The sequence below is a fragment of the Ponticaulis sp. genome, from assembly GCF_029210165.1.
Taxonomy (GTDB): Bacteria; Pseudomonadota; Alphaproteobacteria; order Caulobacterales; family Hyphomonadaceae; genus Ponticaulis.
Genome location: NZ_JARGNT010000001.1, coordinates 1,924,522 through 1,950,357, shown reverse-complemented (window position 1 = coordinate 1,950,357; position 25,836 = coordinate 1,924,522). Strand labels below are relative to the sequence as shown.

Genomic DNA, 25,836 nt, shown 5'->3' with positions numbered 1-25,836 from the left:
CTTTGAGCGCTTCTCATGCAATTTCAGAACCTATCTGGATAATCAGGGCAGAAGGAAGACCGTGGCAAGCCCCAGAAAGCTCAAAAAGCCGATAATATCGACCGTGGTTAAGAGAAAGACAGAAGACGCAACGGCAGGGTCTGCGCCCAGTCGTTTCAACGTCAGAGGAATGATAATTCCGGACAGGCCCGCCCACAGGAAAGTTGCGAGCATCGCCACGGCAATAACCCCTGATAAAACAGGGTCCCTGAACCAGAAATATGCGATTGCGGCGACCGCGGCAGAAAACACAACACCGTTTATGAGCGCGGTAAGCGCCTCACGAATAATCGCACGTCTTGTCGTGTTGCCTGACAATTCCCGTTCAGCCAAAGCGCGTACGGAAACGGCAAGCGTTTGCGAGCCCGCATTGCCCCCCAGAGCCACCACAACAGGCATGAGCACAGCAAGTGAAACAATCGTCTCAATCGTCTTGTCGAACAGAGAAATCACCATCGACGCAACGAAAGCCGTCAGCACGTTCATGGCCAGCCATGGCGCACGGGAACGGAAGGTCGACAGGACCGTATCCAGCGCGTCGGCAGACGATACGTTAGAGAGAGCGAGGAGGTCTTCGCGGTTTTCTTCCTGAATAACATCTACGACGTCATCAATCGTGACCATACCCGTCAGCCGGCCTGACTCATCGATAACCGGCGCGGACGTCAAATCGTATTTCTGAAAGAGATACGCGACTTCTTCCTGGTCCATATCTTCCGGGATTTCGACCTTGTTTTCTTCCATGATTTCACCGAGCGGCACATTGCGCGGCGTACGCATAATCTTGTGCAATGGAACGCAGCCCAGCACACGGAAGGTTGGATCAATAACGTAAATCTCAAAGAAGACGTCCGGCAACTCTTCAGCGTTGCTGCGCGCGTGATCCACCGTCTGACCGACATTCCAGAACTCCGGTGCCGCCAGAAAGTCGCGCTGCATGAGGCGACCGGCAGACTCCTCATCGAACGACATCGCGCGCTCGAGCTCTTCACGGTCACTGCTTTCCAGTTTCTGGAGAATGTCGCTCTGGCGATCATCCTCGAGGTCGTCGAGCAGCATGGCCGCATCGTCGGTATCAAGTGTATTGAGCGCTTCCTGAAGCATTGCATCCGGCAAGCGCTCGACAACGAGTTCGCGATATTCATCGCGCATCTCGAGAAGCACTTCGGTCGGGAAGCTCTCTGCCAGAATATCGGTCGCAGCACCGATCAGGCTGCGCGGCAGAACCTCAATGACGTCCGCCGCATCCGCCGGGTGATATTGCTCAAGAACTTCAAGGACTTCAGCCTGACGGCCTGTCTCGATCGCTGCCTCTAATTCAGCAACGCGAGCGGCCTCAATCTCATCTTCGCTGAGCTCCTGTTCAGCGGGAAGCTCTCGCTCTTCATCCATTTCCATGGCGCCCTCCGCAGAACGTGTTTCAGCTCATTGAGTTAGTTTCAGAGTGCGCGGAAATAATCAATGTCTATCAATCACGGAAGTGCGCGTGTGGCCCTAAAGCTATGATTTCAGTCACACGCGCAGAGCCTTCCGCTCCAGATCAGTCATGGACCTCCGAGAGAAAGTCGAGGATCAGCGCATTGACCTGATCGGCCTCCTCCTGTTGCACCCAATGGCCTGCGCCTTCGATAAGATGCACATCGCGCAGATCGCGCACAGTTCGCTCCAGCCCCGCTCGCAACTGTTCTGCGTTCGCGCCGCCAATGACAACATCCTGCTCCCCTGCAAGGAACACCACCGGAATATCTATCTGTGCACCGTCCAGCTCGCCGGTCGTTTCCCAGTTACGATGGAAGTTTCGGTAATAGTTGATGCCGCCGCGAAAACCGGACTCTGTGAAGTTGTCGACATAGTATTGAAGATCGCTTTCGCTCAGCCAGTCAGGAAACTCCGTCGGCTGGCCAAGGCGCTGCGTCCAACCGCCAGCAGACCGGTGCGGATCCTGAATTTCAGGCGGTGTGCGCGGTGTTTCAGGCGATGCGTAAAGGCGTTGAAGAATACCTCGTGGATCAGCATCAAACTCGACTTCTGCTACGCCCGGTTCTTGAAAATAAAGGATATAATAGAAGTTCTCACCAAAGCCTGCGCGCATACGGTCAATCGGGGATACGTCTCCGCGCGGGCTGTAAGGCACGCTCATCGCGACCAGCGCATCAAACCTTTCCGGATGAAACAGCACGGAATACCAACTGACGACCGCGCCCCAGTCATGGCCCACAATCGTCGCCTGCTCGTAGCCATAATGGTCTACCAGACCAGCAATATCATTCGCGAGAGTCTGAATACGATAGGCTTCGACGTCGGCAGGGGCATCACTACCGCCATAGCCACGCATGTCCGGCGCGATGACGTGATATCCGGCCTCAACAAGTGCCGGGATCTGATAGCGCCAGGAATACCAGAGCTCCGGCCAGCCGTGCACAAATACTATGAGAGGGCCGTCTTCGGGACCCGCTTCAGCAACACGCAGCTCGACGCCGTTCACCTGCACTTCTGTCAGCTCAATAGCTGTTCCGTTCGGGGTTTCGGTCGCAGGTGTTGTACTACAGCTAGTCAAGACGAGCGCCGCAGCACCCATGATCAGACTGCTAATTTTAGTGATTGTCATCCGGACCTCCCTCTCATCCCTATTAACACGTTTAGGATGCAGGCGCAGGCAAGGCAATCAATACAGTAGAAAAACAATGCCCTGCCATTTCTGGCAGGGCGTTGCATCAGATTAGTTTGCCTGAAGCTCTTTCTTCAAAGGCTTAGCCGCCATGATGAGAAGCACGCCCGACAGCACATAAAGCGAAACCGTCACAAGCATTGAGTATTGCAGGCTGACAGGGTTTGCCATCGCGCAAGCTTCCGCAAGCGCCGATGTGTCGCCCGCTTCAAGCACCGTACAGGATGCACGGGTCACGTCTCCGACATTCGCTGCCGCGAGCTGCATGTTGAAGAAGATATCGCTCAGCGCACCGATAAAGAGCGGGCCGAGGCCATAGCCGAGCAGGTTCACCACAAACAGCATGATAGCTGTTGATACGGCACGCATTGTGTTGCGTACGACGCCCTGCGCGATTGTGTACTGAGCGGCCAGATATCCGTACTTGATAAAAGCACCAAGTGCGAGACCAACAGCACAGAGCCAGAGTGTATTCGTCATGAACGCCAGAATGTAAAACGGCACACAGAGAACAAGGCCAAGGCCCGGAAGCCATGCAATAGCGGTCGTGCGCTTTTTGGCGATCTTGCTCACAACCCAGCCCGTCGCAAACGTACCAACAGCCGCGGCCAGCGCGACCGGGACGTTGATCCAGACCGCCGCCTGACCGGCTGTCAGGTCAAAGGACCGCACGAGGTAGAGAGATTGGAAAGAAGAGACGCCATACCCGCAGAAAGCGGCGAGCGTGCAGGATGCCGTCATGAACCAGAAGGATGATTTGGTGGTGAGCTCTTTTAGTCCTGCCGCGAACGGAACCCGCTCACGTGGCGCAGAAGCTCCGCCCGGGTCAGAATAGCCACGCGGCGGCTCTTTGACCGTCAGGAAGAAGACGATCGCAAACGCAACGCCCGGCAAACCAAGCGCAAAGAACGCGACCCGCCAACCGAACGCATCAGTGATCGGGCCGCCAATCAGGTTTGCCAGCATCGTTCCCAGCGTTACACCCATGGCGTAATAGCCAAGCGCGGCGGATCGTTTGCGCGGTGGGTAGTAATCAGAAATCAGAGAATTTGCTGGCGGCGTACATCCGGCCTCACCAACGCCCACACCAACACGGAACAAGAGAAGGCTCCAGAAGCCACCAATGACTAGACCGCCTATCGTGACTTCCCGCGAGAGACCACACAACGCAGTCATCAGAGACCAGAGCGCAAGACAGATCGCGATAATCGCAACGCGGTTACGGCGCTCCGAAATCTGCGCCAGCGGGATACCAACAATCGTATAGAACAGCGCGAAACCGAAACCGGTAAGCAAGCCGAATGCGGTATCGGAAATACCAAGCTCTGGTTTCATGACAGGCGCAACGACGGACAAAAGCCCGCGGTCGATAAAGTTCATGATGTAGATAAGAAGAAGAGCGTTCAGCACATAAGTACGCTGTGTGCGCGTGCCGAAGCCTTCCATCACGCCAGGGCTGTCACCCTGAGCTGACGTCACACTCATATTTTTCCTCCCGACGCTGCTGAGTTGGGGTGCCGGTTTTCCGGTCATGCAGCGTGTTTGGGTGTAGCTTACCCATCAATTCGGGAGGGATGCAATCAAAACCGGAATATTAGTTATGAACTAAACGACATAATCTACCGGTATAGATCGACACGTGCGAAGACATACGGCGTGTATCAGTAATTTATACTGTCTTTATTTGAAATCGTCGCGGCGGACGGGTACGAGCATCATAGCGGCAGCCTTGAGCGCGATCCATCGCCCTGGCGCAGCCAGAGCGGGCCAACAAAACGAAGAGACACAATTCTTTCCTAAATTCGTGCCACTGGATTGGAGCACAAAATCATACCGCGGCAGACCTGCCGCCGGGCTTTGCCCGCACGCCGGGGCCGCTGCGCGGCGCGAGGCGCATCAAAGACGATTTTCCCTGATATCGATCCACTGGACGGGTGCCAGGTTAGTGGCTGCAGCCTTGAGCGCGATCCATCGCGCTGGCGCAGCCAGTGCGGGCGATCAAAACGAAGAGACACGATTCTTTCCTAAATTCGTGCCACCGGCACGAATGTTTTTGCGTAGCAAAATTGGAAAGAATGGTGCGGTCGAGAAGACTCGAACTTCCACGGGTTGCCCCACAGCGACCTCAACGCTGCGCGTCTACCAATTCCGCCACGACCGCACGCCTTAGCAGAGCGGCGCTAATAACCCGAAAAGAGCCGCTTTGTGAAGGACTTTTTTTGACAAAATTCACATTAGTTTGGTGAAAGTGCAGATCAGCCGCCTGTTCCGGCTTTCCAGTCCTGTGCACTGGCCGGTCCTGTGACCCGAACGGACATGCGTTCGCCCTCGATTTCGATGTCACCTTTGGCGATCGGATGGTCGTTTGCCAGAATCCAGACGTCGTCCGTCTCGCGCACGTCGAGCGGTATCACCGCTCCGCGACCCATTTTAAGTAATTGGTGCATCGGCAGACGGGTCCGGCCCAGAATGACCGATATTTCCACTTTCACTGCATCCAGTTGACGCGCCATAAGAGACCACCATTTATCGTGAAACCCGATTGTCCCGCGACAGGGTAATTAAGGAGTTAATACCGCCGTGCCTATGCGGAAAAATTTACCTATCGAATGGGCTGTTTCCGAAGAGCTCGTCCCGTACGCAGACGCCGTAACGGCGATGGAAGAGCGTGTCGCGAAGATTGTCGCCGGTGAAGCGCGCGAACTGATCTGGTTTCTGCAGCACCCTCCAGTCTATACCGCAGGCACGAGCGCGCAGATGGGCGACCTTCTGGACCCGAATCGCTTCCCTGTTTTCGAATCAGGGCGCGGCGGCCAGTTCACCTATCATGGGCCGGGACAGCGCATTGCTTACGTGATGCTGGACCTGCGCGAACGCGAGCGTGATGTACGCGCGTTCGTCTGCGCTCTGGAGCGCGTGGTGATCGATACGCTGGCGGGCTTCAATATTCGCGGCGAGGCTCGTGACGGTGATCGTATTGGTGTCTGGGTGGACCGTACTCAACCAGGCGGTGACCTGCGCGAGGATAAAATCGCAGCTCTGGGCATTCGTCTGAAAAAGTGGGTGAGCATGCACGGGCTGAGCTTCAATGTAGAACCGGACCTCACCCATTTTGGCGGCATTACGCCGTGCGGTGTGAGTGACCCGCGCTTTGGTGTGACCAGCCTTGTGGATCTTGGCTATCCGGTCAGCATGGATGATGCAGATATCGCTATGCGTGCCGCTTTTGAAACCCAGTTCGGCCCGTTAGAGCCGGGAAAAGCACCGCTTTAAGCGTTCAGCATGTTCAACACGTAATACGCAACAGCCTTTTCCGGCGAGAAAGCCTGCCTACCTACTTCGGCGAATCCAAGCCGCTGATGAAAAAGGTGAGAACCCGGATTATCCGGTGCAGTGTTCACTTCACAGCCAATCGCATCACAGCCGTCGGAATGTTCGAAAGCGGCCTTGTAAAGCTGAGGCCCGACGCCCTGCCCACGCGTCTCGGGCGCAAGAGCAATACGATCAACATAATTGAGCTTTACTGGATTATCCTCCAGCCACGTCTCAAACCAGCGAAGATTGGGGCTCTTATACGCCTTAGTGCCCGGCGGGACGAGGTTCAGAAACCCAAGGACCTGGCCGTCATCACCTTCGGCAATGAGACAAGTTCCCAGCCCTACAATCGTTTTAAGATCGTCTGGTGTTTCTTCACTTACGCCCGGCGTCGACGCGGCATTAATTTTATAAACCGCGTCGAAATCGCCCGCCTTAAAAGGCCGGATAATCATAAGGCTTTGAGTGTCTCACGAACGGCTTCCAGAGCAGCATCGGCTTTGTCACCGTCAGGACCACCAGCCTGCGCCATATCAGGACGGCCGCCGCCGCCTTTACCGCCGACGGCGCCCGCAGCTACACGAACCAGATCAACTGCCGAAATCTTCTCAAGGACATCTGAGGTCACGCCCGTGGCTACCGCCGCTTTGCCGTCATTCACTGCAATGAAGACCGCAACACCTGAACCAAGGCTCTGCTTGGCTTCATCGATGAGCGCGCGAAGGTCTTTTGCCGGAACGCCTTCCAGAACGCGAGCCATCAACTTGATACCATTGATCTCTTCAGGGCCTTGCGCAGGACCGCTGGACGGACCCGCCATTGCGAGCTGACGCTTGGCTTCGGAAAGATCACGCTCAAGCTCTTTACGCTGGTCCTGAAGCGCTGTGACGCGCGTCACGAGTTCGGTCAAAGGCGCTTTAAGTTTATCTGCAGCAGCCTGCCCAAGCTCCACCTGTCCACGGAGATGCTCGAATGCGGCTTTCGCAGTTGTCGCCTCGATTCGGCGAACGCCCGCAGAAACGCCGCTCTCAGACAGAACCGTGAACAAAGCGATGTCGCCAGTTCGCGCCACGTGCGTTCCACCGCAGAACTCCATGGAGTAATGCTTTGGTTCACTCAGCGCCTCACCCATAGTGAGAACGCGAACGACATCTCCATATTTCTCACCAAAGAGCGCAAGCGCACCATCTTTGATCGCCTGTTCCGGAGATTTCTCTGCCGTGGAAACAGCCGAGTTCTGCCTGATGACAGCATTCACTTCATCCTCGACAGCCTTAAGCTCCTCGCGAGACAGAGGCTGACCGTGGGAGAAGTCGAAGCGCAGGCGGTCGGCTTCTACAAGAGAGCCTTTTTGCGTCACGTGCGTACCCAGCACATTGCGAAGCGCGGCATGCAGAAGGTGCGTTGCGGAGTGATTTGCACGGATAGCTGCCCGACGTTCTTTATCGATCGCCTGAACTGCACGGTCACCGACGGAGACCTCGCCTGATTTCAGCTCGCCGACGAGAACATGCAGTCCGCCGCCGCGCTTTTGAACATCAGTCACTGTGAAGTCGGGCCCGGATTTGAATTTGACGACACCATGGTCACCAGACTGACCACCGGATTCTGCGTAGAATGGTGTTTCATCAAATACGAGTTCGAAAGCGCCTTCAGACGTGCTGTCGACCGTTTCCCCGTCTTTGACGATAGCGAGCAGTTCACCTTCTCCCTCGGCTGCGTCATAGCCGGTAAAGCGTGTTGGACCGAGGCGGTCAGCAAGTTCTGCCCAAACTTCAAGGCTGCCAGCATCGCCGGAGCCCTTCCAGTTGGCTTTGCCTGTCGCGCGCTGGTTCGCCATCGCATCTTCAAAGCCGTCTGAATCAACTTTGAGGCCACGACCGCGCAGAACGTCCTGCGTCAGGTCGAGCGGGAAGCCGTAAGTGTCGTAGAGTTTGAAGGCCGTTTCACCCGGAAGCGAGTCGCCTTCATTCATGCCGGTTGTTGCATCGTCGAGCAGAGCAAGACCACGGCCCAGTGTTCGCTGGAAGCGGCCTTCTTCCTGCTCAAGCTGATTGCGGATCAACGCTTCAGCACGCATGAGCTCCGGATAGGCTTCGCCCATCTCGTTCAGCAGCGCACCGGTCAGCTCGTGCATTTTAGGTTCCTGCGCTCCCAGAATATGCGAATGCCGCATCGCGCGGCGCATGATCCGGCGCAGAACATAGCCACGACCTTCGTTAGACGGCAGGACGCCGTCTGCGAGCAGGAAAGCAGATGATCGTAAATGGTCAGCAATCACGCGAAATGACGCGAGCTCATCACCGGTTGCCTTACGCTTATAGACCTCTTCCTCAGCCGCGATCAGCGACTTGAACAGGTCGATATCATAGTTGTTGTGAACCCCCTGAAGGATGGTTGAAATACGCTCTAGGCCCATGCCCGTATCAATGCTTGGAGTTGGCAGATTTTCACGTGTGCCGTCACCATGCTGATTGAACTGCATAAAGACGAGGTTCCAGATCTCGATAAAGCGGTCGCCGTCTTCTTCCGGTGACCCCGGAGGGCCGCCCCAGATGTGATCGCCATGGTCATAGAAGATTTCCGAACACGGTCCGCAAGGACCGCTGTCGCCCATGGACCAGAAGTTATCAGACGTTGCGATACGAATGATCTTATCGTCCGGCAGGCCCGCAATCTTCTTCCAGAGGGCGTGGGCTTCGTCGTCTTCTGCATAGATTGTGACGAGGAGCTTGTCCTTCGGGAGGCCGAACTCTCCAGTTACGACGTCCCAGGCATATTTGATCGCCTGCTCTTTGAAGTAATCGCCGAAAGAGAAGTTACCCAGCATTTCAAAGAATGTGTGGTGACGCGCGGTGTAACCGACATTGTCGAGGTCGTTGTGCTTACCACCGGCACGGACACACTTTTGAGACGTCGCAGCGCGCGGCGCGAATGGTTTTTGAACACCCGTAAAGATGTTCTTGAACGGCACCATGCCCGCATTCACAAACAGGAGTGTCGGGTCGTTGTCCGGCACCAGAGGTGCGGACGGACGAACCGCGTGTCCATTCTTCTCGAAGAAGGAAAGAAAACCTGATCGAATATCCGAAACGCTCGTCATAAATACCGTCCTGAGTGGTCAAATGCACACTGCACCCGACAAGCGGGTGCAGCATTTGGTTCGGATATACAGATATGCGCGGGTTTCGCCAACCGCGAGATCAGAGAAGCTTATTCGTTAACTGCGCTATCGTCGCTATCATCTTCTTCGCCTGACAGCATCATATCATCGATAAGGCCCGCTTGAGCGCGAATCTTGTCTTCAATCTCATGGGCAACTGCAGGGTTTTCCCGAAGGAAGCGCTTGGAATTCTCACGGCCCTGCCCCAGACGATCACCGCCATAGGAGAACCATGATCCGGACTTCTCAACGATATCGGCTTTCACACCGAGATCGAGAAGCTCGCCCATTTTCGAGATACCCTCGCCATAAATGATGTCGAAGTCGACCTGCCTGAACGGAGGCGCAACCTTGTTCTTCACGACCTTCACGCGCGTCTGGTTACCAACGACTTCATCGCGGTCTTTGATCGAGCCAATGCGACGGATATCCAGACGAACAGACGCATAGAATTTAAGCGCGTTACCGCCGGATGTTGTTTCAGGGCTACCGAACATTACGCCAATCTTCATACGGATCTGGTTGATGAAGATCACCATACAATGAGACTTGGAGATTGAGCCGGTCAGTTTACGCAGCGCCTGGCTCATCAGACGCGCCTGAAGACCTGGCAAAGAATCGCCCATCTCACCTTCAAGCTCGGCACGCGGCGTCAGCGCCGCAACGGAGTCGATGACGAGAACGTCAATCGCACCGGAACGTACCAGCGTATCAGCGATCTCGAGCGCCTGCTCACCTGTGTCAGGCTGGGAGACCAGAAGATCGTCCAGGTCAACACCAAGCTTACCCGCATATTGCGGATCAAGGGCGTGTTCGGCGTCCACAAACGCACACACACCACCGTTCTTCTGAGCTTCCGCTACCACATGCAAAGCAAGTGTCGTCTTACCGGAACTCTCCGGGCCATAGACCTCGATGATACGGCCCTTAGGCAGACCACCAATACCGAGGGCAATATCCAGACCGAGCGATCCGGTGGATACAGCCTCAATATCCATTGACTGATTGTCGCCCAGTCGCATGACCGAGCCTTTACCAAAGTTACGCTCAATCTGAGTGAGCGCTGTCTGGAGTGCTTTCTGCTTATCCACGCCGTTACCTTCCACGAGCCGAAGTGCCGCTTGTGCCATTAATTTGTCTCCTTAGTAACCGAGTCTCTTTTCCGCAGAAAGACCGCTCAGAGTTATTATGGAGATTTTTGTACCACATTTGTTCCACGAGAACAAATAGGAAACAAATAAAAATGAGAGCCCACCATATCTGGGGGCTCTCACTCACGGAACCAACTATATTAAGCGGCTTCGAGCTCTTCCTTCACGCGTTCCGCCAGTTTCGCCATGCGGAACGGCTTCGGCAGGAAGGACACAGCGCGTTCTTCGTCCAGTGTACGTGTGAGGTCACCTTCGGAATAACCGGAGATAAACATGACCCGCGCATTGCCCAGATATTCCTTCGCCTGTTTAAGCAGGCTAGGCCCATCAATGCCCGGCAGGATGACATCCGAGATTAACAGGTCGATCTGCCCCTGATGCTCGATAATCATCTCGAGCGCCTCTTCACCGTCAGCCGCCGAGATCACCTCGTATCCGCGTGCTTGAAGCGTCGAGACAGCAATATTGCGCACGCCATCTTCGTCTTCCACCAGCATGATCAGGCCACGGCCAGCAAGGTCGCGTGGAGCTTTTTCAGCTTGCGTCTGCTCTGGCTGCTCCTGCGCGCCAATTTCTTTTTCCACATCTTCCGCAGAGAGCGCAGGCAGATAGATAAAGAAGCTCGTTCCTTCGCCCACTTTACTTGTCGGGCAGATATAGCCGTCGGACTGTTTGACGATGCCGTAAACGGTAGAGAGACCAAGGCCGGTGCCTTTACCCTCTTTCTTCGTGGTGTAGAACGGTTCGAAAATGTTCTCCATCACTTCAGGCGGAATACCCGTGCCGTTATCGGCGATCTCGATGCAGAGGTAATCCCCTTCGGCGACGTAATCGAAGCCCTTGTCGTGACCATGTTCTTCCGTCACACGGCTGGTCGAGATCGTAAGAACACCGCCACCATTTTCAAGCATGGCATCGCGCGCATTCACAGCAAGGTTGATGATCGCATTCTCAAGCTGGCCTTTATCTGCACGGATCATCGGAAGATCGCGGCCATGACGCAGGCTGAGATTCACACGCTCGTCCAGCAAAGGACGAATGAGGTAGTTCAGCTCGTTGAGAACGTTCGAGACGTTGAGCATTTCTCGCTTCAGCGTCTGCTGACGAGAGAAAGCGAGCAGCATCTTTACAAGCTCGGCGGAGCGCTGTGACAGCTCTGAAATCTGCTGAAGGTCATCAAAGCTCGGGTCCCCGACAGGGTGACGCGCGAGCAGGTTATCTGTGTAGCCCATGACTGCAGTGAGCATGTTGTTGAAGTCGTGAGCCACGCCGCCAGCAAGTGTACCAACAGCCTGCATCTTCTCAGAATGCACCAAGCGGTTCTTCAGCTGAGATTGCTCAGTCGTATCGACGAGGTAAGCGATCGACGGACGGCCGATGGAATCCAGCAGAATATAAACATTCACAGAGCTGCCGCCCGCGCCTTTCAGCGTTAGCGGAACAGCACTATCAACGGCTGCAAGCAATTGTTTGGAGATGTCATCGCCGCCCTCTTCGACGGCAAACAGGTCAGCAAATCGCCCACCTGGTACGGCTGCGCCCTCTGTCAGCTCGACCAAAGCAGAGTTGGCGTCAATCACACAGGCCTGAGAGACGCTATCACCTTCAAGGCGTGCCACACCGAATGGTGCATCATCGAACATCGGGTCCTGCCCCTCGCGCGGAGGACGGGATGATGATGCAGCCGTGAGGCGTTCCTGAGCGCTGGTCTTGGCAGAGGCCGGAACCATAACGAGCGTGCGAGACACCGCATCGGCGCCTTTGCCGCTCCAGGTCGTCGCCGTGTTCATCAACGTTTCGACGCCATCACGTGCGCGGAAATGAAGATCGAGCCAGATCGGATGGTTCGTCTTCTTGTCACGACGGAACATTTTGGTGGATTCAGGACGAAGCACGTCTTCGACTTTCAGATCGCCCAGATCATCCGGCAAACCGAGGAAGTTACGAAGCCAGCTATTCATATAAGTGATCTGGCCGTTTGCACGCGCGACATAGAAACCGAGCGGCGCATCCTCGATAAAGAGACCACGCGCATCGGCAGCGCCAAGCGCTTCATTCATGCTGTTCAGCCGACGCAAACGCCAGAGCGTACGCTCGCCATCCAGAGGAGACACAGTCGCCTCAAACTGAACCGGAATACTCTCTGAGCCGATTGCAATCGCTGGCAGCACTTCATGACGGGTTTCGCCAGCTTTAGCTGCACGAGACAAACGGTAGATCGGGGCACTAAGGCCCGGGTTAGCACCAAGAAGGCGATCTACCGTGAGAACGCGCTCAACTTCTGTCGCAACGCCGACGTCTTTCATCACCTGCCGGTAATGGTCGTTCGCAATTACAGCCCCGCCGCCCTTTTCGGTGATGACAATCGCCTCATCGAGCGCGCTGATCCATGAATATGGCTGCTTCTTCACCGACGCTGCAGCCTCGGTCGCGCCGCGCGACGGGAAGAGGCCCAGTTTTTTGCCTGCACCGCGAAGCACCCACACCAAGAAAACCATGCCACCGGAGGCCAGCGCAATCAGAAGCACCGGACCTGTCTGGCCGACCGCATCCGGGATGATGATCGCCACGCAGGCCGCGACGACGGCCACCAGCAAGGATAACCAGAAAACACCCTGAAACAGATCAAGGCCGCCCGACTTCGGTGTGGCCTCACTGTTCTGGTCGCTCGCGGTTTTTGTATCTGTATTCACGTCGACGGTATCAGTCATTTCGGGATACTCACTTCATATCCAGTCAAAAGTGTCACGATTCGGCTCCCTTCAAGTAGAGCGTCATCGGGCTCACCATCCTCAGGTTTTCTTGGTCTTCATGACGAAGCTGATGATCTTGGCCACAGCCTCATAATGTTCGCGCGGGATCGTCTCATCCACTTCCATGCGTGCGTAGAGCGCGCGGGCGAGTGGAGGGTTTTCCACGAGCGGAATATTGTTCTCTGCCGCCACTTCACGAATGCGCAGCGCCAGATCGTCCACACCCTTGGCGACACAGATCGGCGCAGGCGTCTCATCGTCATAGCGCAGCGCAATCGAATAGTGTGTCGGGTTGGTGATGATCACAGTCGCGTCCGGTACGGCGGCCATCATGCGACCACGTGATTTTTCCATACGCAGCTGTCGAATTTTGGCTTTGACCTGCGGGTCACCTTCGGACTGTTTATGCTCGTCTTTGATTTCCTGACGGGACATTTTCATCTTCTTGTCGAACTGCTGCTTCTGGAAGATGTAATCAATGGCAGCAATCAGCCCGACAACGACCAGAGCCGCCAGAAGAAGACGGGATGCAATGTCCTGCAGAACACCGGCGAGGACTGCGATCTCCATCGCGCCAGCACGCTCCACGAATGACCGCTCTGGCCAGACCGCATACATGAGCGCCGCCGCAATCGCGACGAGCTTCATCAGCGCTTTGGCAAGGTTCATCCAGCCCTGCGGGCCGAACATGCGCTTCAGGCCTTCCACCGGGTTCAGCTTGGACAGTTTCGGCTTCATCTTTTCAGCCGTCCATGCAGGACGGTTTTGGATGAGGTGACCGCCAAGCGCCGTCAAAGTTAGGATACCAAACACAATTGCCGCCGCAGGCGCGAGCGCCCAGATCAACGCTCCGGTCAGTTGCATCGCACCGCCTTGCTCAAGGCGGAATGCGTGCGGATGGTCGATCAGGCTCACCAGCGGTCGCGCGATCATGCGCAGGATTGGTCCGGACGCAGCGATCAGCAGCGCAATCCCCATCATCATGAACCAGATCGGCACGTCCTGACTGCGGACGGCATCACCTTTCTTTCGGGCGTCGTCTAACCGTTTCTGGGTAGGTTCTTCGGTCTTCTGCGACTGGTCTTGTTCTTCAGCCATCAGCCACCTCCCCCTGTCATGAGGAACCGGTCAAAACCATTCAGCCAGGTCATGAAGCCAGCGCCCATGCCGATCATCACGACCACAAGGCCAATCATGATTGAGCTCGGCAGAGCTATGAAGAAAATCTGGATTTGCGGGATGAGGCGCGCGGCAAGGCCAAGTGCCAGATTGAAGATGAGACCAAACGCGATAGCTGGCGCGGCAATCTGCAAGCCAAGACGGAAGGCTTCGACAAAAGCACGCGTGCCATACTCGGCCACGTCAGCCATGTTCGGATACTGACCCACAGGGAACAGAATGTAACTATCGACAGCGCCCTGAAGCATCCAGCGGTGAACACCGGCAGACAGCACAAGCACGACAGCAATCAGTGAGAAGAACGCAGACAACACGTTGCCCTGCGCCTGCTGCATCGGGTCGAGCTGCATAGCAAAGCCAAGGCCGGTATGCATCGCAGTCACCTGCCCTGCCACAGACGCTGCCGCCATGAACATACGCGCAGCCGCGCCCAGCATCAGCCCGATCAAAACTTCGCCGATGACGAGGAAAATACCCTGCCCGAAATCAGCAGGCTGTAACGGCAGATCAGACATCAGACCCGGCGCAAGCGCAAAAACCGCGAGCAGAGCCGCGGAGAGACGAAAGCGTACAGGAATCGATTGCTCGCCCCAGCCGGGAGCGAGCATCAGCACCGATCCTATGCGGGCAAATAGAAGCCCACCTGACCAGACATATGGAAGGAGCGGCTCCAAATACCGCCTACATACTGGCTATTCGCGCAAACGTATCCTGCGCGAAGGCGGCAATCATGCCCCCCATAAGCGGCAGGAAGATCAGCAGCGCGATAAAGATGGCAACGATTTTCGGAACGAAAACGAGAGTCATTTCCTGCACCTGCGTCAGCGCCTGAACAAGCGCGATGCTGACACCGACAAGCAGACCGATGATCATGGCAGGCGCAGCCATCATAACTGTCGTCCAGAGAGCATCGCGTCCGATGTCGAGCACTTCAAGGCCTGTCATGAAAGGTTACTCCGTATTCGTGTACGGTTAACCAATCCGAATAAAAGGTTAATAAAGCGCTTAAGATTTGCGGCAAACCGGCAATTATTGCCGGGTTCACGGTTAATCTTTGTGGAATTCGCAGTCGCTAGTCGCTCGACTCAATCCAGCTCGTGCTCCAAAGGCTCACCAGCCACATATCGCGCCAGATTTGCGAGGAAGGTCTCATCCGCGCGCAGCAACGTCGCATGCGTTTGCGGGCTATCATGCGGCGTGATCGTGACCTTCGGATGCGTCCAGAGCGGATGGTCTGCCGGTAGCGGCTCCTCACGTGTCACATCAAGCACCGCATGGCTCGGCCGCCCAGCGTCTAGCGCAGCAATAAGCGCGCCCTCATCCACCAGCTTTCCTCGCCCGATATTCATGAACAGCGCATCCGGCTTCATCGAGGCGAAGAAATCCTCGCCCGCAATATCTTCAGTCGACGGTGTATGCGGCAGGCTGAGCAGGACGATATCAGCTTTCGCGACCTCCTCTTCCAGCGATGAAAGCGGAAGGATGACGTCTGCGCCTTCACTTGGAGAAACCGCGCGACGAAGCCCGGTGACATGGCCACCTAACGCCCGGACACGCGTCCCAACCGACGTACCGATCGAGCCATACCCGACGATCAACCAGCGCGAACCATGAATGTCTTTCTGGTCAAGCGGTTTCCAGACACCTTCAGCCGCGTTGGCGCGATGCTCGGGGCCTCGCTTCAGCCAGTCGAGCGCCTGCCAGAGCACCCATTCAGACATAGATTCAGATTGGGTGTGATTGGTCGTGTACCGGTTCGCCGCAGCGCGCAGTTTTTGCAGCCCCGGATTATCCACGCCCGCCGCCGAAGACTGGAACCAGTCCAGCTTTGGCGTGCTCAAAAGTGTTTTGAAGAAAAGCCGCGCTTGCGGGCCAAACCAGACATCGCCATTGCCAAAAGCGATATCAATCTCCGGATCAGTCAGGACTTCGCCGGTTTGCGAGTCGCGAAAAACACCGTCATCAGCGAGAAGAACAAACCGGATTTTATCAGCAAAAGCGGAGAGTTCTGCTGTCCGGCGGCGGCACACATGGTCATGGATAAGGCAATTAATCATGCCCCATCATGCCCCCTTCCGGAAAACATGCAAATTCAATTAGTTCTCGCACTTTTCAGCTTTTCGACTTCCGCCGCCGACACAAACAGGTATGTTGCGCTAAATCAGATATATCGAAAAAATTGGGCGAGTTTTATGCGAAATATTCTTCTTGCGTCAGCAGCACTGCTGGCGCTTCAGGCGTGTGGGCCAACAGAGACACCGGTAGCAAACACAGAAGCAGCAGCGACAGAGCAGACCGTTTCCCAGACCGAGCAGCTTAACGCGTGGTTTGACGAGAAATACGAAGAGCAGCTTCTGCGCAGCCCGCAAACGCTTACACAACTTGGCCGTCACGAACGCTATGACGAAGTCGACGACAATACAGAAGCCTTCCAGCTTGAAGGGCTGGAATGGCTGCGTGAAACGACTGCAGAAATGCGCGAGACGTTTGACTTCGACGAGCTGGATGAAGAAGCGCAGTTCTCTTACCGCCTCTGGGAAGCACGTCTTGAACGCGCAGAACTTGGCTGGGAATGGCGCAACTATGGATACGCCTTCACACAAGGCGGCTGGCACACTTATCCGGCTCGCTTCCTGATCAACTTCCACAACGTCAATTCCGACGCTGATATGGAAGCTTATATCTCCCGGATTGAAGGCTTTGCGAATGCGCTGGATGTACGCCTTGCGCGCGCGCAGACGTCCGCAGAGATGGGCATTCGTGCACCGGGCTTTGCCTATCGCGGCGCGCTGGAAACAGCGCAGAATATAGTTCGCGGCGCACCATTCACCGACGGCGAAGATTCACCAATCTATGCGGACGTGAAAACCAAGATCGCAGCTCTCGTTGAGTCCGGCGAAATTGATGAAGCCCGCGCTGAAGGACTCGAAGCCGAAGCCGTCGCTGCTCTCACCGGCCCTTTCCTGGACAGCTATAACGAGCTGATCAGCTGGCTTGAAACAGATATGGAAAACACCGAAGAATCCTTCGGCGTGTCTGAGCTGCCGAATGGCGAGGCATATTATAATTACAGGCTCGCCAGCTACACGACGACAGACCTGACAGCGGACGAGATCCACGAAATCGGCCTGGCCGAAGTAGAGCGCCTGCGCGGCGAGATGGAACTCATCAAAGAAGAAGTCGGTTTTGATGGCAGCCTGCAGGAATTCTTCGACTATCTGCGCGTGAACACGGATGATCCTGAACTTTTCCTGCCGAACACTGATGAAGGCCGTCAGGCTTACATTGACGAAGCGACACGCCAGATCAACAACATCCGTGAACAACTGCCGGACTATTTCGGCATTCTGCCGCAAGCTGATGTCGTGGTTCGCCGCGTTGAATCCTTCCGCGAGCGCGCAGGCGCTGCCCAGCACTATGTGACAGGCACACCGGACGGGTCACGTCCGGGCGTTTATTACGCCCACCTACTGGATATGTCCGCCCTGCCTCTGCGAGAGCTGGAAGTCGTGGCCTATCACGAGGCTATTCCCGGTCACCATATGCAGCGCTCAATTGCGCAGGAACTGACAGGTATTCCGCAATTCCGGACGCGCCAATCCAACAGCGCATACACTGAAGGATGGGCGCTCTATTCCGAGCTTCTGGCGAACGAAATGCCCGGGACATATCAGGACCCGCTTTCGCAATTTGGCCGCCTGGGCACTGAAATCTGGCGCGCAATCCGCCTCGTCGTAGACACTGGCCTCCACACCAAAGGCTGGACCCGCGAAGACTCAATTGCCTACTTCCTCGAAAACTCTGCGATTACCGAGGCGCAGGCTGCGTCCGAAACTGAGCGCTACATTGTGGGCCCGGGACAGGCGACGAGCTATAAAATCGGCATGATCCGTATTCTGGAGCTTCGCGCTCACGCAGAAGAGGTTCTCGGCGATGACTTCGACATTCGCGGATTCCACGACACCATTCTTGGTGGCGGCTCGCTTCCGCTCGATCTTCTGGAAGTCCGCGTCAACAACTGGATTGAGGATGTCCAAAACAGCTAAGCGCTGAAACACCCGACACATCTGATCGAAAATAGCTCAAAGCCCAAATTTATCGTTATTTGATAAATTTGAGCTTTCGCATGTCTGCATTCCGGTTAAGATGCGCCCAATTCTTCAACGCACGAAAGTGAAACCGACGATGAAAAACCTTCTTCTGGCGACAGCCGCTGTGCTGGCGCTCGGCGCGTGTGGCCAAACCGAAACCACTGGCACACAAACAGAAACGTCAACACCCGCAGCTGCGACACCGACAGCCGAACAGGTTGCCGCGGAAACGGCACGCCTGAATGCATGGTTCGACGAAAAGTACGAAGAAGAGCTGATGCTCAGCCCGATGACGCTGACCACGCTCGGCCGCAAAGAACGCTATGACGAGATCGACGATGTCTCTCCGGAAGCGCAGCTTGAGCAGCTTGAATGGCGACGCGCCACAACCGCTGAAATGCAGGAAAACTTCGACTATGACCTGCTCGACGCAGAAGCGAAGATGTCATGGGATCTCTATGAGTTCATTCTCGAGCAGGCTGAAGAGAACTGGCAGTGGCGCCATCACAGCTACATCTTCACGCAAAGCGGCTGGCAAACTTATCCAGCCCAGTTCATGATCAACTTCCACGGTGTTTCTTCTGAAGAAGACATGCTGGCCTATATTTCGCGTCTCGACGGCTTTGCGACGATGTTGAACAGCCTCGTTTCTCAGGCTGAAGACGCAGCGCAGATGGGTATTCGCCCACCAGCTTTCGCCTATCGTGCAGCGGCTGAACAATCACAGAATATTGTGACTGGCGCACCGTTCACCGAAGGCGAGGACTCTGCGATCTTCGCAGACGCGAAAGGCAAGATTGCAGCGCTGGTAGAGGCCGGCACGATCACAGAAGAACGTGGTGAAGAGCTCGTTGCAGACGTTGAAGCCGCCCTCACCGGCAGTTTCCTCAGTGCCTACAACAACATGATCAATTTTCTGGAAACTGACGTCGCCAATACCGAAGAAGCATTTGGCGTGTCCGAACTGCCTGATGGCGAAGCGTATTACCAGCAGCGCCTCGGTTACTACACCACCACTGACATGACGGCTGACGAAATCCACGAATTGGGCCTTGAGGAAGTCGCACGCCTTCGCGGTGAGATGGTTTCCGTCATGCGCGACTTCGGCTTCGAAGGCACGCTACAGGAATTCTTCGTCTTCCTGCGTGAAAACAAAGACGACGAGCGCCTGTACTTCCCGAACACGGATGAAGGTCGTCAGGGCTATATTGATGCGGCGACATACTATGTCGAAAACATCGAATCCCAACTGCCGGAGTATTTCGGTCTTCTGCCGCAAGCCGAGCTGGAAGTTCGCCGCGTGGAAGCCTTCCGTGAGCGCGATGGCGCAGCTCAGCACTACTACCCGAGCACACCAGACGGCTCCCGCCCGGGCGTTTACTACGCACACCTGTCTGACATGACAGCGATGCCAAAGCGTGAGTTGGAAGTGATCGCGTATCATGAGGCACTTCCGGGCCACCACATGCAGATTGCTATCGCACAAGAGCTCACGGGCATCCCGCAGTTCCGCACACAGCAATTCTACGGCGCATATGTTGAAGGCTGGGCGCTCTACACAGAGCATTTCGCGCAGGAAATCCCGGGCACATATCAGGACCCGCTCTCGCAGTTCGGCCGCCTCGGGTCTGAAATCTGGCGCGCGATCCGTCTCGTTGTAGACACAGGCCTCCACGTGAAGGGCTGGACCCGCGAAGAGGCTGTTGCCTACTTCCAGGAGAACTCTGCAATCACGGATGCGCAGGCACTTTCAGAAGTCGAGCGCTATATTGCCGATCCTGGTCAGGCAACAGGCTATAAAATCGGTATGATCTTCATTCAGGACCTTCGCGCAAACGCAGAAGAAGTTCTGGGTGACGACTTTGACATTCGTGGCTTCCACGATGCGGTTCTCGGCGGCGGCGGACTTCCGCTCAACCTGCTTGAACAGCGCGTCGACAACTGGATAGCCAGCGTTCAGGCGAGCTAGTTTTAGTAGAACGTGAGTATGAAGAAGGGCGATCAGTGATCGCCCTTTTTTATTACGCCGCTGGAGGCGCTGTAGAAACCATGCTCTCGCGTTGCGACACTGGCTCATACCATTGTGCCAGCGACGGATGCGCTGCTCGCCAGTCAAAGTCCGTTATACGGAAATCCAGATAGCCAAGCATACACGCAATGGCCACCTGCCCCCGATCCAGACGATCTTCAACAGGCGTGAAAAGCTCCGCAGCTTCCGTAATCCCACGCTCAATCGCTTCACGCCATCTGATAATCCAGAAAGACGATTGCCGATCGGCTGGGCGGTTTTTCTCCATCACCGTGTTGAACGCTGCATCCATAATGCCATCGCCAAGCGCCTGAAGCTTTTGAGCGCGCCAATATGCGTAATCACGGGTAATGTCTGTGTCGGTGGCATAAGCCTCAACCCATTCACAGATAACCGGGCTGTCATAGACGGTGTCTCCGTCAGGCGTAATCAGACAAGGGATTTTGCCGAGCGGGTTCGGCGTGCTTTTAGCGTCCTCAAGTACTGAGACAATTTCCATCTGAACACGGTCAGTTAATCCATGCTCGGAGAGAAGCACTCGCACTTTACGCGCAAACGGCGATGTCTTTGAATAGTAGAGCTGCATTGTTTCCTGTCCGGCATTCGTAGAATTCAAACCGAAGCATAGCCAATCCGGAACGAATCGAAACTGTCAAAACAAACCGAATTGCCCGTAAAAACAGTAGTGCTCATGGTTAATTCCCAAAAAATCTACCTAGAGCATCAGAATTTTTATGAAGAGATTCAAAACCGTGACCCCGTTTAGTTTTTTTTCGTGCTTAAGATGCGCATTATTTTTGGGCAAGTATTGTTGATTTTTGGGCATTATGTTACAAATAAGTCAAATGGCACCGCGGGTTGCGCCCCGTCATCCTGTCCCCCACACCTGGCCGCAGCCTCGGTGCCATTCATAAAAAATACAATAAAAATAAATGTCTAAGGGAAGCTAAACCGCTTCCCTTTTTCTTTGCCTGAGCGCCATTATGCGCCATCTAGCAATTATATTAAGCCAATAAGGGTGTTATCGATAACATTTGTTCGGCAAGTATACGCTCAAATTTTAGGCACCTAATTTTCAACAAATACTCTTGCCGCCCGAATATCCACGATTTATGTGAGGTCATCTCTTCAGGAAAATTTGAAGCGATTTAAGGGAGTGACAGCCAAAGAAGCTGCGCTCTTACGGGAGGGTTCGCAGCTTACCAAAACCGGATTTTACCGCGGTCTGAAGATTCCCACGCAATTTGGTAGGGAATGCTTCACGTTTTGGTGAACTTTTGAACCTGCATATCAGTGCCGACCATCCGCGATAAGTCTGGGACGCAACGCGGTCGGGACGCGTCACATATGGGGACCAAATGAAATCTCTATTAACAGCCGTAAGTGCTATTGCGATGCTGGCCGCAGCGCCGTCAGCTTTCGCGCAAACAATCACAAATGAAGAACTTCTGGAACGCCTGGAGCGTCTGGAACAGCAGAATGCGGAACTTCGCGAAGAAGTCCGTTCGCTTCGTGCTGAAGAAGGCATTGTCCGCGTTCCTGACACGTCTGCAGAGGCAGCTGCAAACAACCGCAACGGTTTCGTATCTACAAACGTCGACTACGCCTATCGCATTCTCGATCACGCTGAAGACATCAGCACGAAGCCGGTTGTCCAGCTTCGCGCACGTCAGAACGGCGACCTGACAAGCTCGCTCACGCTGAGCGGCCAGATCACAGCACTCGCGAACATTCAGCAGAGCAACCGTGACAGCAAATTCGGCTATCTGATGCGTCACCCGACATCTGCAAACCAGATCGGCGAGAACGTTTCCGAGGCTGTTATCCACTCTGCAAACCTTGCTGTCACAGCGCAGCTGAACGACTGGATCACCGGTTATGTAGAGCTCCAGTACAGCCCTGAACAAAGCTTCGGCTCCGGCACGATCACTTCGCTCGGCCGTAACCAGATCGAAGCGCGCCAGGCTTACATGCTCTTCGGTAATCTTGACGAGAGCCCGCTCTTTGCTGCGATCGGTAAACTTTACACGCCATTCGGCCTGAACGATTCCGTCAGCCCGTTCACGAACTCTACAAACTGGCACGCCTTTGCTGGCCTCGCTTATGGTGCTCAGGTTGGTTACGTGCAGGACGGCCTGATGCTTCGCGCAATGGCTATTCAGGGCGGTGCACAGTTCCGTGCACACAACGTACCTGTGAGCGGCACAAGCGTACCATCCCGCGTGAACAACTTCGCTGTCGACGGTAACTACACATTCGCACTCAGCGATGAGAACTCTGCGATGGTCGGCGCAAGCTACACACACGGTTCAGCTTATTGTCAGGCTTACCCGGTCTTCCACTTCAACCCGTGCGCGGAAAACAACCCGGCATGGTCTGTCTATGGACGCGCAAACTTCGGCCCACTTGAGCTGCTCGGTGAATTCGCATCGACAACGAAAGACTGGCCGGGCTCTGCGGTTCCGGATCCGACAAATCCGCTCAGCCAATACGAAGCACAGCGTACACACGCCTTCACGCTCGGCGGTCGCTACGGCTTTGGCGACCAGCACCCGAATGGTCGTTACCTGAATGCTGTGTCTCTGGAGTTCTCTAACTTCCGTGCCGGTGATGATGGCGCGCCGTGGGAACGTCAGAACCAGCTGGTTCTCGGCTACTCACGTTTTGTCGGCGAGAACATCAACCTGTTCGCAGAGCTGGTTCACGTAGAAGGCTTTGCGCCTCTGAACTTCGTGTCAGGCGGCAACTTCCCGGATGGCAGCACATGGTCTGATCGCGACGCGACAACAGACGTTCTGCTCTTCGGTGCGCAAGCTGCGTTCTAATCCACGCTGCACAATCAAACACATGGAAACGCCCGCCTTTTGCGGGCGTTTTCTTTTTTGGAATTCTCTTACGCTCTCATGTTGCGAAATCGTCCCATCCCATCAATGATACTGACGGATAAGAGGGAGACAGAGTGTGAGCGATTTTATTCTCGTCATTGATGAGGGGACCACATCAACGCGTGCCATTGCCTTTGATAAGGATCTGCATGCCGGACCTGTCGCCCAGTCAGAGATTGGCCTCACATTTCCAAATGACGGTTGGGTAGAACAAAACCCGGAAGATATCTGGTCTCACACGCTGAAGGTCTGCCGGCGCGTCATTGAAGACTGCGGCGGTGTCGACAAGATCGCCGCAATCGGTATCGCCAACCAACGCGAAACGACGCTTCTGTGGAACAAAGACACCGGCGAAGCCTATGGCCCTGCCATTATCTGGCAGGACCGGCGCACGGCACCATTCTGCGCCGAGCTCGCCAAATCCGGCGTTGCAGAAGAAGTTCAGGCGCTGTCCGGCCTTCTTCTTGATCCATATTTTTCCGCGACGAAAATCCGCTGGATTCTTGATAACGTTCCGGGCGCGCGCGACGCCGCGGAAGCGGATAAAGCCGCCTTCGGTACCGTCGATAGCTTCCTGCTCGCACGCCTGACTTCAGGGCGCGAACATTCCACCGATGTCACCAATGCCAGCCGCACATCTCTCATGGATCTGGCGGCATCTTCATGGTCGACACGCCTCTGCGAAATCTTTGGCATCCCATGGAGCGTTCTGCCAAGCATTGCTTCTACCGGCGGCAGTTTTGGCGAGACGGATAAAGACCTGTTCGGCAAAGCTATCCCGATCTTGTCCATGGTCGGTGACCAGCAGGCTGCGCTTGTCGGTCAGGGCTGCGTGAAGACAGGTGAAGCGAAGATCACTTACGGCACGGGCGCGTTTCTGGTTGCCAATACGGGCACGGAGCTTCCCGTTTCAAAGAACCGCCTCTTGGCCACTACCGGTTTTCAGGCTCAGGGACGCCTTAACTGGGCGCTGGAAGGCTCAATCTTCAATGCAGGCACTGTGATCAAATGGCTGCGCGATGAGCTTGGGCTGATTTCTCAGGCTGCGGAGACAGAGGAAATGGCGAGCAGCCTTGATGACAATGGCGGCGTCTATTTCGTACCTGCGTTCACCGGCCTTGGCGCCCCGCATTGGGCACCGGATGCACGTGGCCAGATTACCGGTCTGTCTCGCGGTACGCGCGCCGCTCACATCGTGCGCGCTGGTCTTGAAGCAGGTGCCTATCAGACACTCGATCTTCTCAATGCCTTTGAAAGCGATGGCTGCCGCGTTGACGAGCTGCGCGTGGATGGCGGCATGGCAGAGAATGACTGGTTCCTGCAATTCCTTGCAGACATCACCAACCGTCCGGTCGAGAAGCCGGAATATCCTGAAATGACTGCTCTCGGCGCAGCTGTACTCGCTGCAGGCGAGCTGGGTTGGACGACGCTGGACGAGTGGCATGAACACCGCCGCATCGCCTCACGCTTTGAGCCGAAAATGGACGCCGACAAGCGCCAGCGCAATTTGGATGGATGGAAAATCGCCCTATCTGCTGCGATAAATCACTAGCCATACCGGAGTAAGCAGACATGGTTGAACGCACAGGCAAAGCTGTCATGGGCATGACGCTCGCCGGGCTTCTTCCCTTTTTCATCTCCTGCTGGGCTAGCCTCGAGCCGTGGCAGGCGTCTGCCCTGCTCGGCCTGGAAGAACCAGAAAGTATTATCGGCTTCTGGCAAATCGCGCTTTTGTCACTGCTGATTTATGGTGCTGTCATCCTGTCCTTCATGGGTGGCGCGCGATGGGGCACCGCGTTCGGTATTGAAGGCGACAAGCCGAAAACATCCGTGATGATCATAGCTGTCACGGCAAGCCTCTGGGGCTTTTTCGCAGCCATGCTCGGCGCAGCGGGGCTGGTCTTTGGAGACCCGATGAATGGCGGCATCGGCCCGCTTTTGCCTGCCGGTCTCTACATGCTCGCGGCAGGCTTTCTTGTGCTACTCGCATTCGATGTGCATGCAGGCTATCCGATCCTTTACGTCCGGCTGCGCATACTCGCATCGCTTCTGGCCGCAGCAACGCTATTGGCGGGGGCTATTTACGCTGGATAGCGTCGTCCCGATGGGCTCGTCCGGTCACCAAACCACCAGAGCGTCGCAGCCGTTGCAGCAAATACCGCCGTCTCCACAACCCGCGCTTTCAGCGCATCATCGACATTGAAGAAAACCGTTGCCGTGATCAGCCAAAGAAGCAGCGTCAGCGCGGGGCGGGTGAGCGCCCGTATCGCGTCCACAAACTGATAACCGGATGCGAGCGCGGCATCGGCTGCAACACTCGCCGTCAGCCCCTGCCATGAGCCTTCAGCCTGAACAGCGTTTAATTCCGCCTCCGCCTGCGCGCGACTGACCTCCATCTGCAATCGGGTCATCGCCGCATCATGCTGCCAGCGGTCACGCTCAAACGCCTGCTGCTGCTTCGTTTCAAAATAACCTGCAACACGTCCCAGTAGCGTGCCGATCACGCCGAACACGCCGCCACCAGCCGCACTTGCAGCCATTCCAAACCAGTCACCATCCATAT

At 55.6% G+C, this 25,836-nt stretch carries 20 protein-coding genes and 1 tRNA gene; 6 read left to right on the top strand and 15 right to left on the bottom strand.

Features of this window, described 5'->3' with window-relative positions; all coding sequences use genetic code 11:
- Window positions 1–42 precede the first annotated feature (42 nt).
- From mgtE to P1U45_RS09520, 5 genes are all read right to left on the bottom strand, one after another.
- On the bottom strand, window positions 43–1,437 hold the full coding sequence (mgtE, locus tag P1U45_RS09540; RefSeq protein ID WP_293609482.1) for a magnesium transporter: 1,395 nt from the start codon (window positions 1,435–1,437) through the stop codon (window positions 43–45).
- 142 nt (window positions 1,438–1,579) lie between these two features.
- The gene (locus P1U45_RS09535) at window positions 1,580–2,647 is read right to left on the bottom strand and encodes an alpha/beta hydrolase (RefSeq protein ID WP_301058848.1); all 1,068 of its coding nucleotides are present in this window, start codon (window positions 2,645–2,647) and stop codon (window positions 1,580–1,582) included.
- Between the two features lie 111 nt (window positions 2,648–2,758).
- Window positions 2,759–4,192 carry an MFS transporter gene (locus P1U45_RS09530; RefSeq protein WP_293609480.1) on the bottom strand — a complete coding sequence of 478 codons (1,434 nt, stop codon included), beginning with the start codon at window positions 4,190–4,192 and terminating at the stop codon, window positions 2,759–2,761.
- A 591-nt stretch (window positions 4,193–4,783) separates the two neighbouring features.
- Window positions 4,784–4,868, bottom strand: a tRNA-Leu gene (locus P1U45_RS09525).
- A 94-nt stretch (window positions 4,869–4,962) separates the two neighbouring features.
- A complete protein-coding gene (locus P1U45_RS09520) occupies window positions 4,963–5,220 on the bottom strand; it encodes a FliM/FliN family flagellar motor switch protein (RefSeq protein WP_022694704.1) in 258 nt (85 codons plus the stop codon).
- 73 nt (window positions 5,221–5,293) lie between these two features.
- Here P1U45_RS09520 and lipB point away from each other — a divergent pair, with 73 nt between their 5' ends.
- Window positions 5,294–5,980: a lipoyl(octanoyl) transferase LipB gene (gene lipB / locus P1U45_RS09515; RefSeq protein WP_301059291.1), complete on the top strand. Its 687-nt coding sequence runs from the start codon at window positions 5,294–5,296 to the stop codon at window positions 5,978–5,980.
- Here the strand turns inward: lipB and P1U45_RS09510 are convergent.
- The 8 genes from P1U45_RS09510 to P1U45_RS09475 all read right to left on the bottom strand — a co-directional run bounded on the left by P1U45_RS09510 (window position 5,977) and on the right by P1U45_RS09475 (window position 16,325).
- The gene (locus P1U45_RS09510) at window positions 5,977–6,477 is read right to left on the bottom strand and encodes a GNAT family N-acetyltransferase (RefSeq protein ID WP_301058847.1); all 501 of its coding nucleotides are present in this window, start codon (window positions 6,475–6,477) and stop codon (window positions 5,977–5,979) included. The two genes, lipB and P1U45_RS09510, sit on opposite strands and share 4 nt — an antisense overlap.
- A complete protein-coding gene (gene alaS, locus P1U45_RS09505; RefSeq protein WP_301058846.1) occupies window positions 6,474–9,125 on the bottom strand; it encodes an alanine--tRNA ligase in 2,652 nt (883 codons plus the stop codon). The genes P1U45_RS09510 and alaS overlap by 4 nt, the downstream gene beginning before the upstream one ends.
- 110 nt (window positions 9,126–9,235) lie before the next feature.
- Window positions 9,236–10,315 carry a recombinase RecA gene (gene recA / locus P1U45_RS09500; RefSeq protein ID WP_293609878.1) on the bottom strand — a complete coding sequence of 360 codons (1,080 nt, stop codon included), beginning with the start codon at window positions 10,313–10,315 and terminating at the stop codon, window positions 9,236–9,238.
- Between the two features lie 161 nt (window positions 10,316–10,476).
- The gene (locus P1U45_RS09495; RefSeq protein ID WP_301058845.1) at window positions 10,477–13,047 is read right to left on the bottom strand and encodes an ATP-binding protein; all 2,571 of its coding nucleotides are present in this window, start codon (window positions 13,045–13,047) and stop codon (window positions 10,477–10,479) included.
- Window positions 13,048–13,128: 81 nt separating this feature from the next.
- A complete protein-coding gene (gene flhB, locus P1U45_RS09490) occupies window positions 13,129–14,187 on the bottom strand; it encodes a flagellar biosynthesis protein FlhB (protein ID WP_293609876.1) in 1,059 nt (352 codons plus the stop codon).
- Window positions 14,187–14,942 (bottom strand): flagellar biosynthetic protein FliR, encoded by a 756-nt coding sequence (gene fliR / locus P1U45_RS09485; RefSeq protein WP_022694697.1) that lies wholly within the window; start codon window positions 14,940–14,942, stop codon window positions 14,187–14,189. Before fliR ends, flhB begins: the two co-directional genes overlap by 1 nt.
- 7 nt (window positions 14,943–14,949) lie before the next feature.
- Window positions 14,950–15,213 carry a flagellar biosynthesis protein FliQ gene (gene fliQ / locus P1U45_RS09480; protein ID WP_022694696.1) on the bottom strand — a complete coding sequence of 88 codons (264 nt, stop codon included), beginning with the start codon at window positions 15,211–15,213 and terminating at the stop codon, window positions 14,950–14,952.
- 140 nt (window positions 15,214–15,353) lie between these two features.
- Window positions 15,354–16,325, bottom strand: a complete 972-nt coding sequence (locus tag P1U45_RS09475) for a D-2-hydroxyacid dehydrogenase (protein ID WP_301058844.1) — start codon at window positions 16,323–16,325, stop codon at window positions 15,354–15,356.
- A 135-nt stretch (window positions 16,326–16,460) separates the two neighbouring features.
- Here P1U45_RS09475 and P1U45_RS09470 point away from each other — a divergent pair, with 135 nt between their 5' ends.
- Together P1U45_RS09470 and P1U45_RS09465 are read left to right on the top strand one after the other, a co-directional pair.
- Entirely contained in the window at window positions 16,461–18,314 is a 1,854-nt protein-coding gene (locus P1U45_RS09470; RefSeq protein ID WP_301058843.1) for a DUF885 family protein, read from the top strand.
- 139 nt (window positions 18,315–18,453) lie between these two features.
- Entirely contained in the window at window positions 18,454–20,328 is a 1,875-nt protein-coding gene (locus P1U45_RS09465; protein WP_301058842.1) for a DUF885 family protein, read from the top strand.
- 52 nt (window positions 20,329–20,380) lie between these two features.
- Here the strand turns inward: P1U45_RS09465 and P1U45_RS09460 are convergent, their stop codons facing one another.
- Complete coding sequence (locus P1U45_RS09460; protein ID WP_301058841.1) at window positions 20,381–20,974, bottom strand: glutathione S-transferase N-terminal domain-containing protein; 594 nt, start codon at window positions 20,972–20,974, stop codon at window positions 20,381–20,383.
- Window positions 20,975–21,746: 772 nt separating this feature from the next.
- Here P1U45_RS09460 and P1U45_RS09455 point away from each other — a divergent pair.
- The 3 genes from P1U45_RS09455 to P1U45_RS09445 all read left to right on the top strand — a co-directional run bounded on the left by P1U45_RS09455 (window position 21,747) and on the right by P1U45_RS09445 (window position 25,367).
- Entirely contained in the window at window positions 21,747–23,213 is a 1,467-nt protein-coding gene (locus tag P1U45_RS09455) for an LbtU family siderophore porin (RefSeq protein WP_301058840.1), read from the top strand.
- Window positions 23,214–23,349: 136 nt separating this feature from the next.
- A complete protein-coding gene (glpK, locus tag P1U45_RS09450) occupies window positions 23,350–24,825 on the top strand; it encodes a glycerol kinase GlpK (protein ID WP_301058839.1) in 1,476 nt (491 codons plus the stop codon).
- A 20-nt stretch (window positions 24,826–24,845) separates the two neighbouring features.
- Window positions 24,846–25,367 carry a DUF3429 domain-containing protein gene (locus P1U45_RS09445; RefSeq protein ID WP_301058838.1) on the top strand — a complete coding sequence of 174 codons (522 nt, stop codon included), beginning with the start codon at window positions 24,846–24,848 and terminating at the stop codon, window positions 25,365–25,367.
- Here the strand turns inward: P1U45_RS09445 and P1U45_RS09440 are convergent.
- Window positions 25,355–25,834, bottom strand: coding sequence for a hypothetical protein (locus P1U45_RS09440; protein WP_301058837.1), 480 nt, complete (start codon window positions 25,832–25,834; stop codon window positions 25,355–25,357). The genes P1U45_RS09445 and P1U45_RS09440 overlap by 13 nt on opposite strands.
- Window positions 25,835–25,836: the final 2 nt, after the last annotated feature.

Excerpts from the sequence above, each read along its gene's own strand:
- P1U45_RS09520 (WP_022694704.1), bottom strand. The coding sequence starts at position 5,220 with ATGGCGCGTCAACTGGATGCAGTGAAAGTGGAAATATCGGTCATTCTG.
- P1U45_RS09495 (WP_301058845.1), bottom strand. The coding sequence starts at position 13,047 with ATGACTGATACCGTCGACGTGAATACAGATACAAAAACCGCGAGCGAC.
- P1U45_RS09530 (WP_293609480.1), bottom strand. The coding sequence starts at position 4,192 with ATGAGTGTGACGTCAGCTCAGGGTGACAGCCCTGGCGTGATGGAAGGC.
- alaS (WP_301058846.1), bottom strand. The coding sequence starts at position 9,125 with ATGACGAGCGTTTCGGATATTCGATCAGGTTTTCTTTCCTTCTTCGAG.
- recA (WP_293609878.1), bottom strand. The coding sequence starts at position 10,315 with ATGGCACAAGCGGCACTTCGGCTCGTGGAAGGTAACGGCGTGGATAAG.
- P1U45_RS09535 (WP_301058848.1), bottom strand. The coding sequence starts at position 2,647 with ATGACAATCACTAAAATTAGCAGTCTGATCATGGGTGCTGCGGCGCTC.
- P1U45_RS09470 (WP_301058843.1), top strand. The coding sequence starts at position 16,461 with ATGCGAAATATTCTTCTTGCGTCAGCAGCACTGCTGGCGCTTCAGGCG.
- P1U45_RS09455 (WP_301058840.1), top strand. The coding sequence starts at position 21,747 with ATGAAATCTCTATTAACAGCCGTAAGTGCTATTGCGATGCTGGCCGCA.
- P1U45_RS09460 (WP_301058841.1), bottom strand. The coding sequence starts at position 20,974 with ATGCAGCTCTACTATTCAAAGACATCGCCGTTTGCGCGTAAAGTGCGA.
- P1U45_RS09440 (WP_301058837.1), bottom strand. The coding sequence starts at position 25,834 with ATGGATGGTGACTGGTTTGGAATGGCTGCAAGTGCGGCTGGTGGCGGC.
- P1U45_RS09465 (WP_301058842.1), top strand. The coding sequence starts at position 18,454 with ATGAAAAACCTTCTTCTGGCGACAGCCGCTGTGCTGGCGCTCGGCGCG.
- mgtE (WP_293609482.1), bottom strand. The coding sequence starts at position 1,437 with ATGGAAATGGATGAAGAGCGAGAGCTTCCCGCTGAACAGGAGCTCAGC.
- P1U45_RS09510 (WP_301058847.1), bottom strand. The coding sequence starts at position 6,477 with ATGATTATCCGGCCTTTTAAGGCGGGCGATTTCGACGCGGTTTATAAA.
- P1U45_RS09445 (WP_301058838.1), top strand. The coding sequence starts at position 24,846 with ATGGTTGAACGCACAGGCAAAGCTGTCATGGGCATGACGCTCGCCGGG.
- flhB (WP_293609876.1), bottom strand. The coding sequence starts at position 14,187 with ATGGCTGAAGAACAAGACCAGTCGCAGAAGACCGAAGAACCTACCCAG.
- P1U45_RS09475 (WP_301058844.1), bottom strand. The coding sequence starts at position 16,325 with ATGATTAATTGCCTTATCCATGACCATGTGTGCCGCCGCCGGACAGCA.
- lipB (WP_301059291.1), top strand. The coding sequence starts at position 5,294 with ATGCGGAAAAATTTACCTATCGAATGGGCTGTTTCCGAAGAGCTCGTC.
- fliQ (WP_022694696.1), bottom strand. The coding sequence starts at position 15,213 with ATGACAGGCCTTGAAGTGCTCGACATCGGACGCGATGCTCTCTGGACG.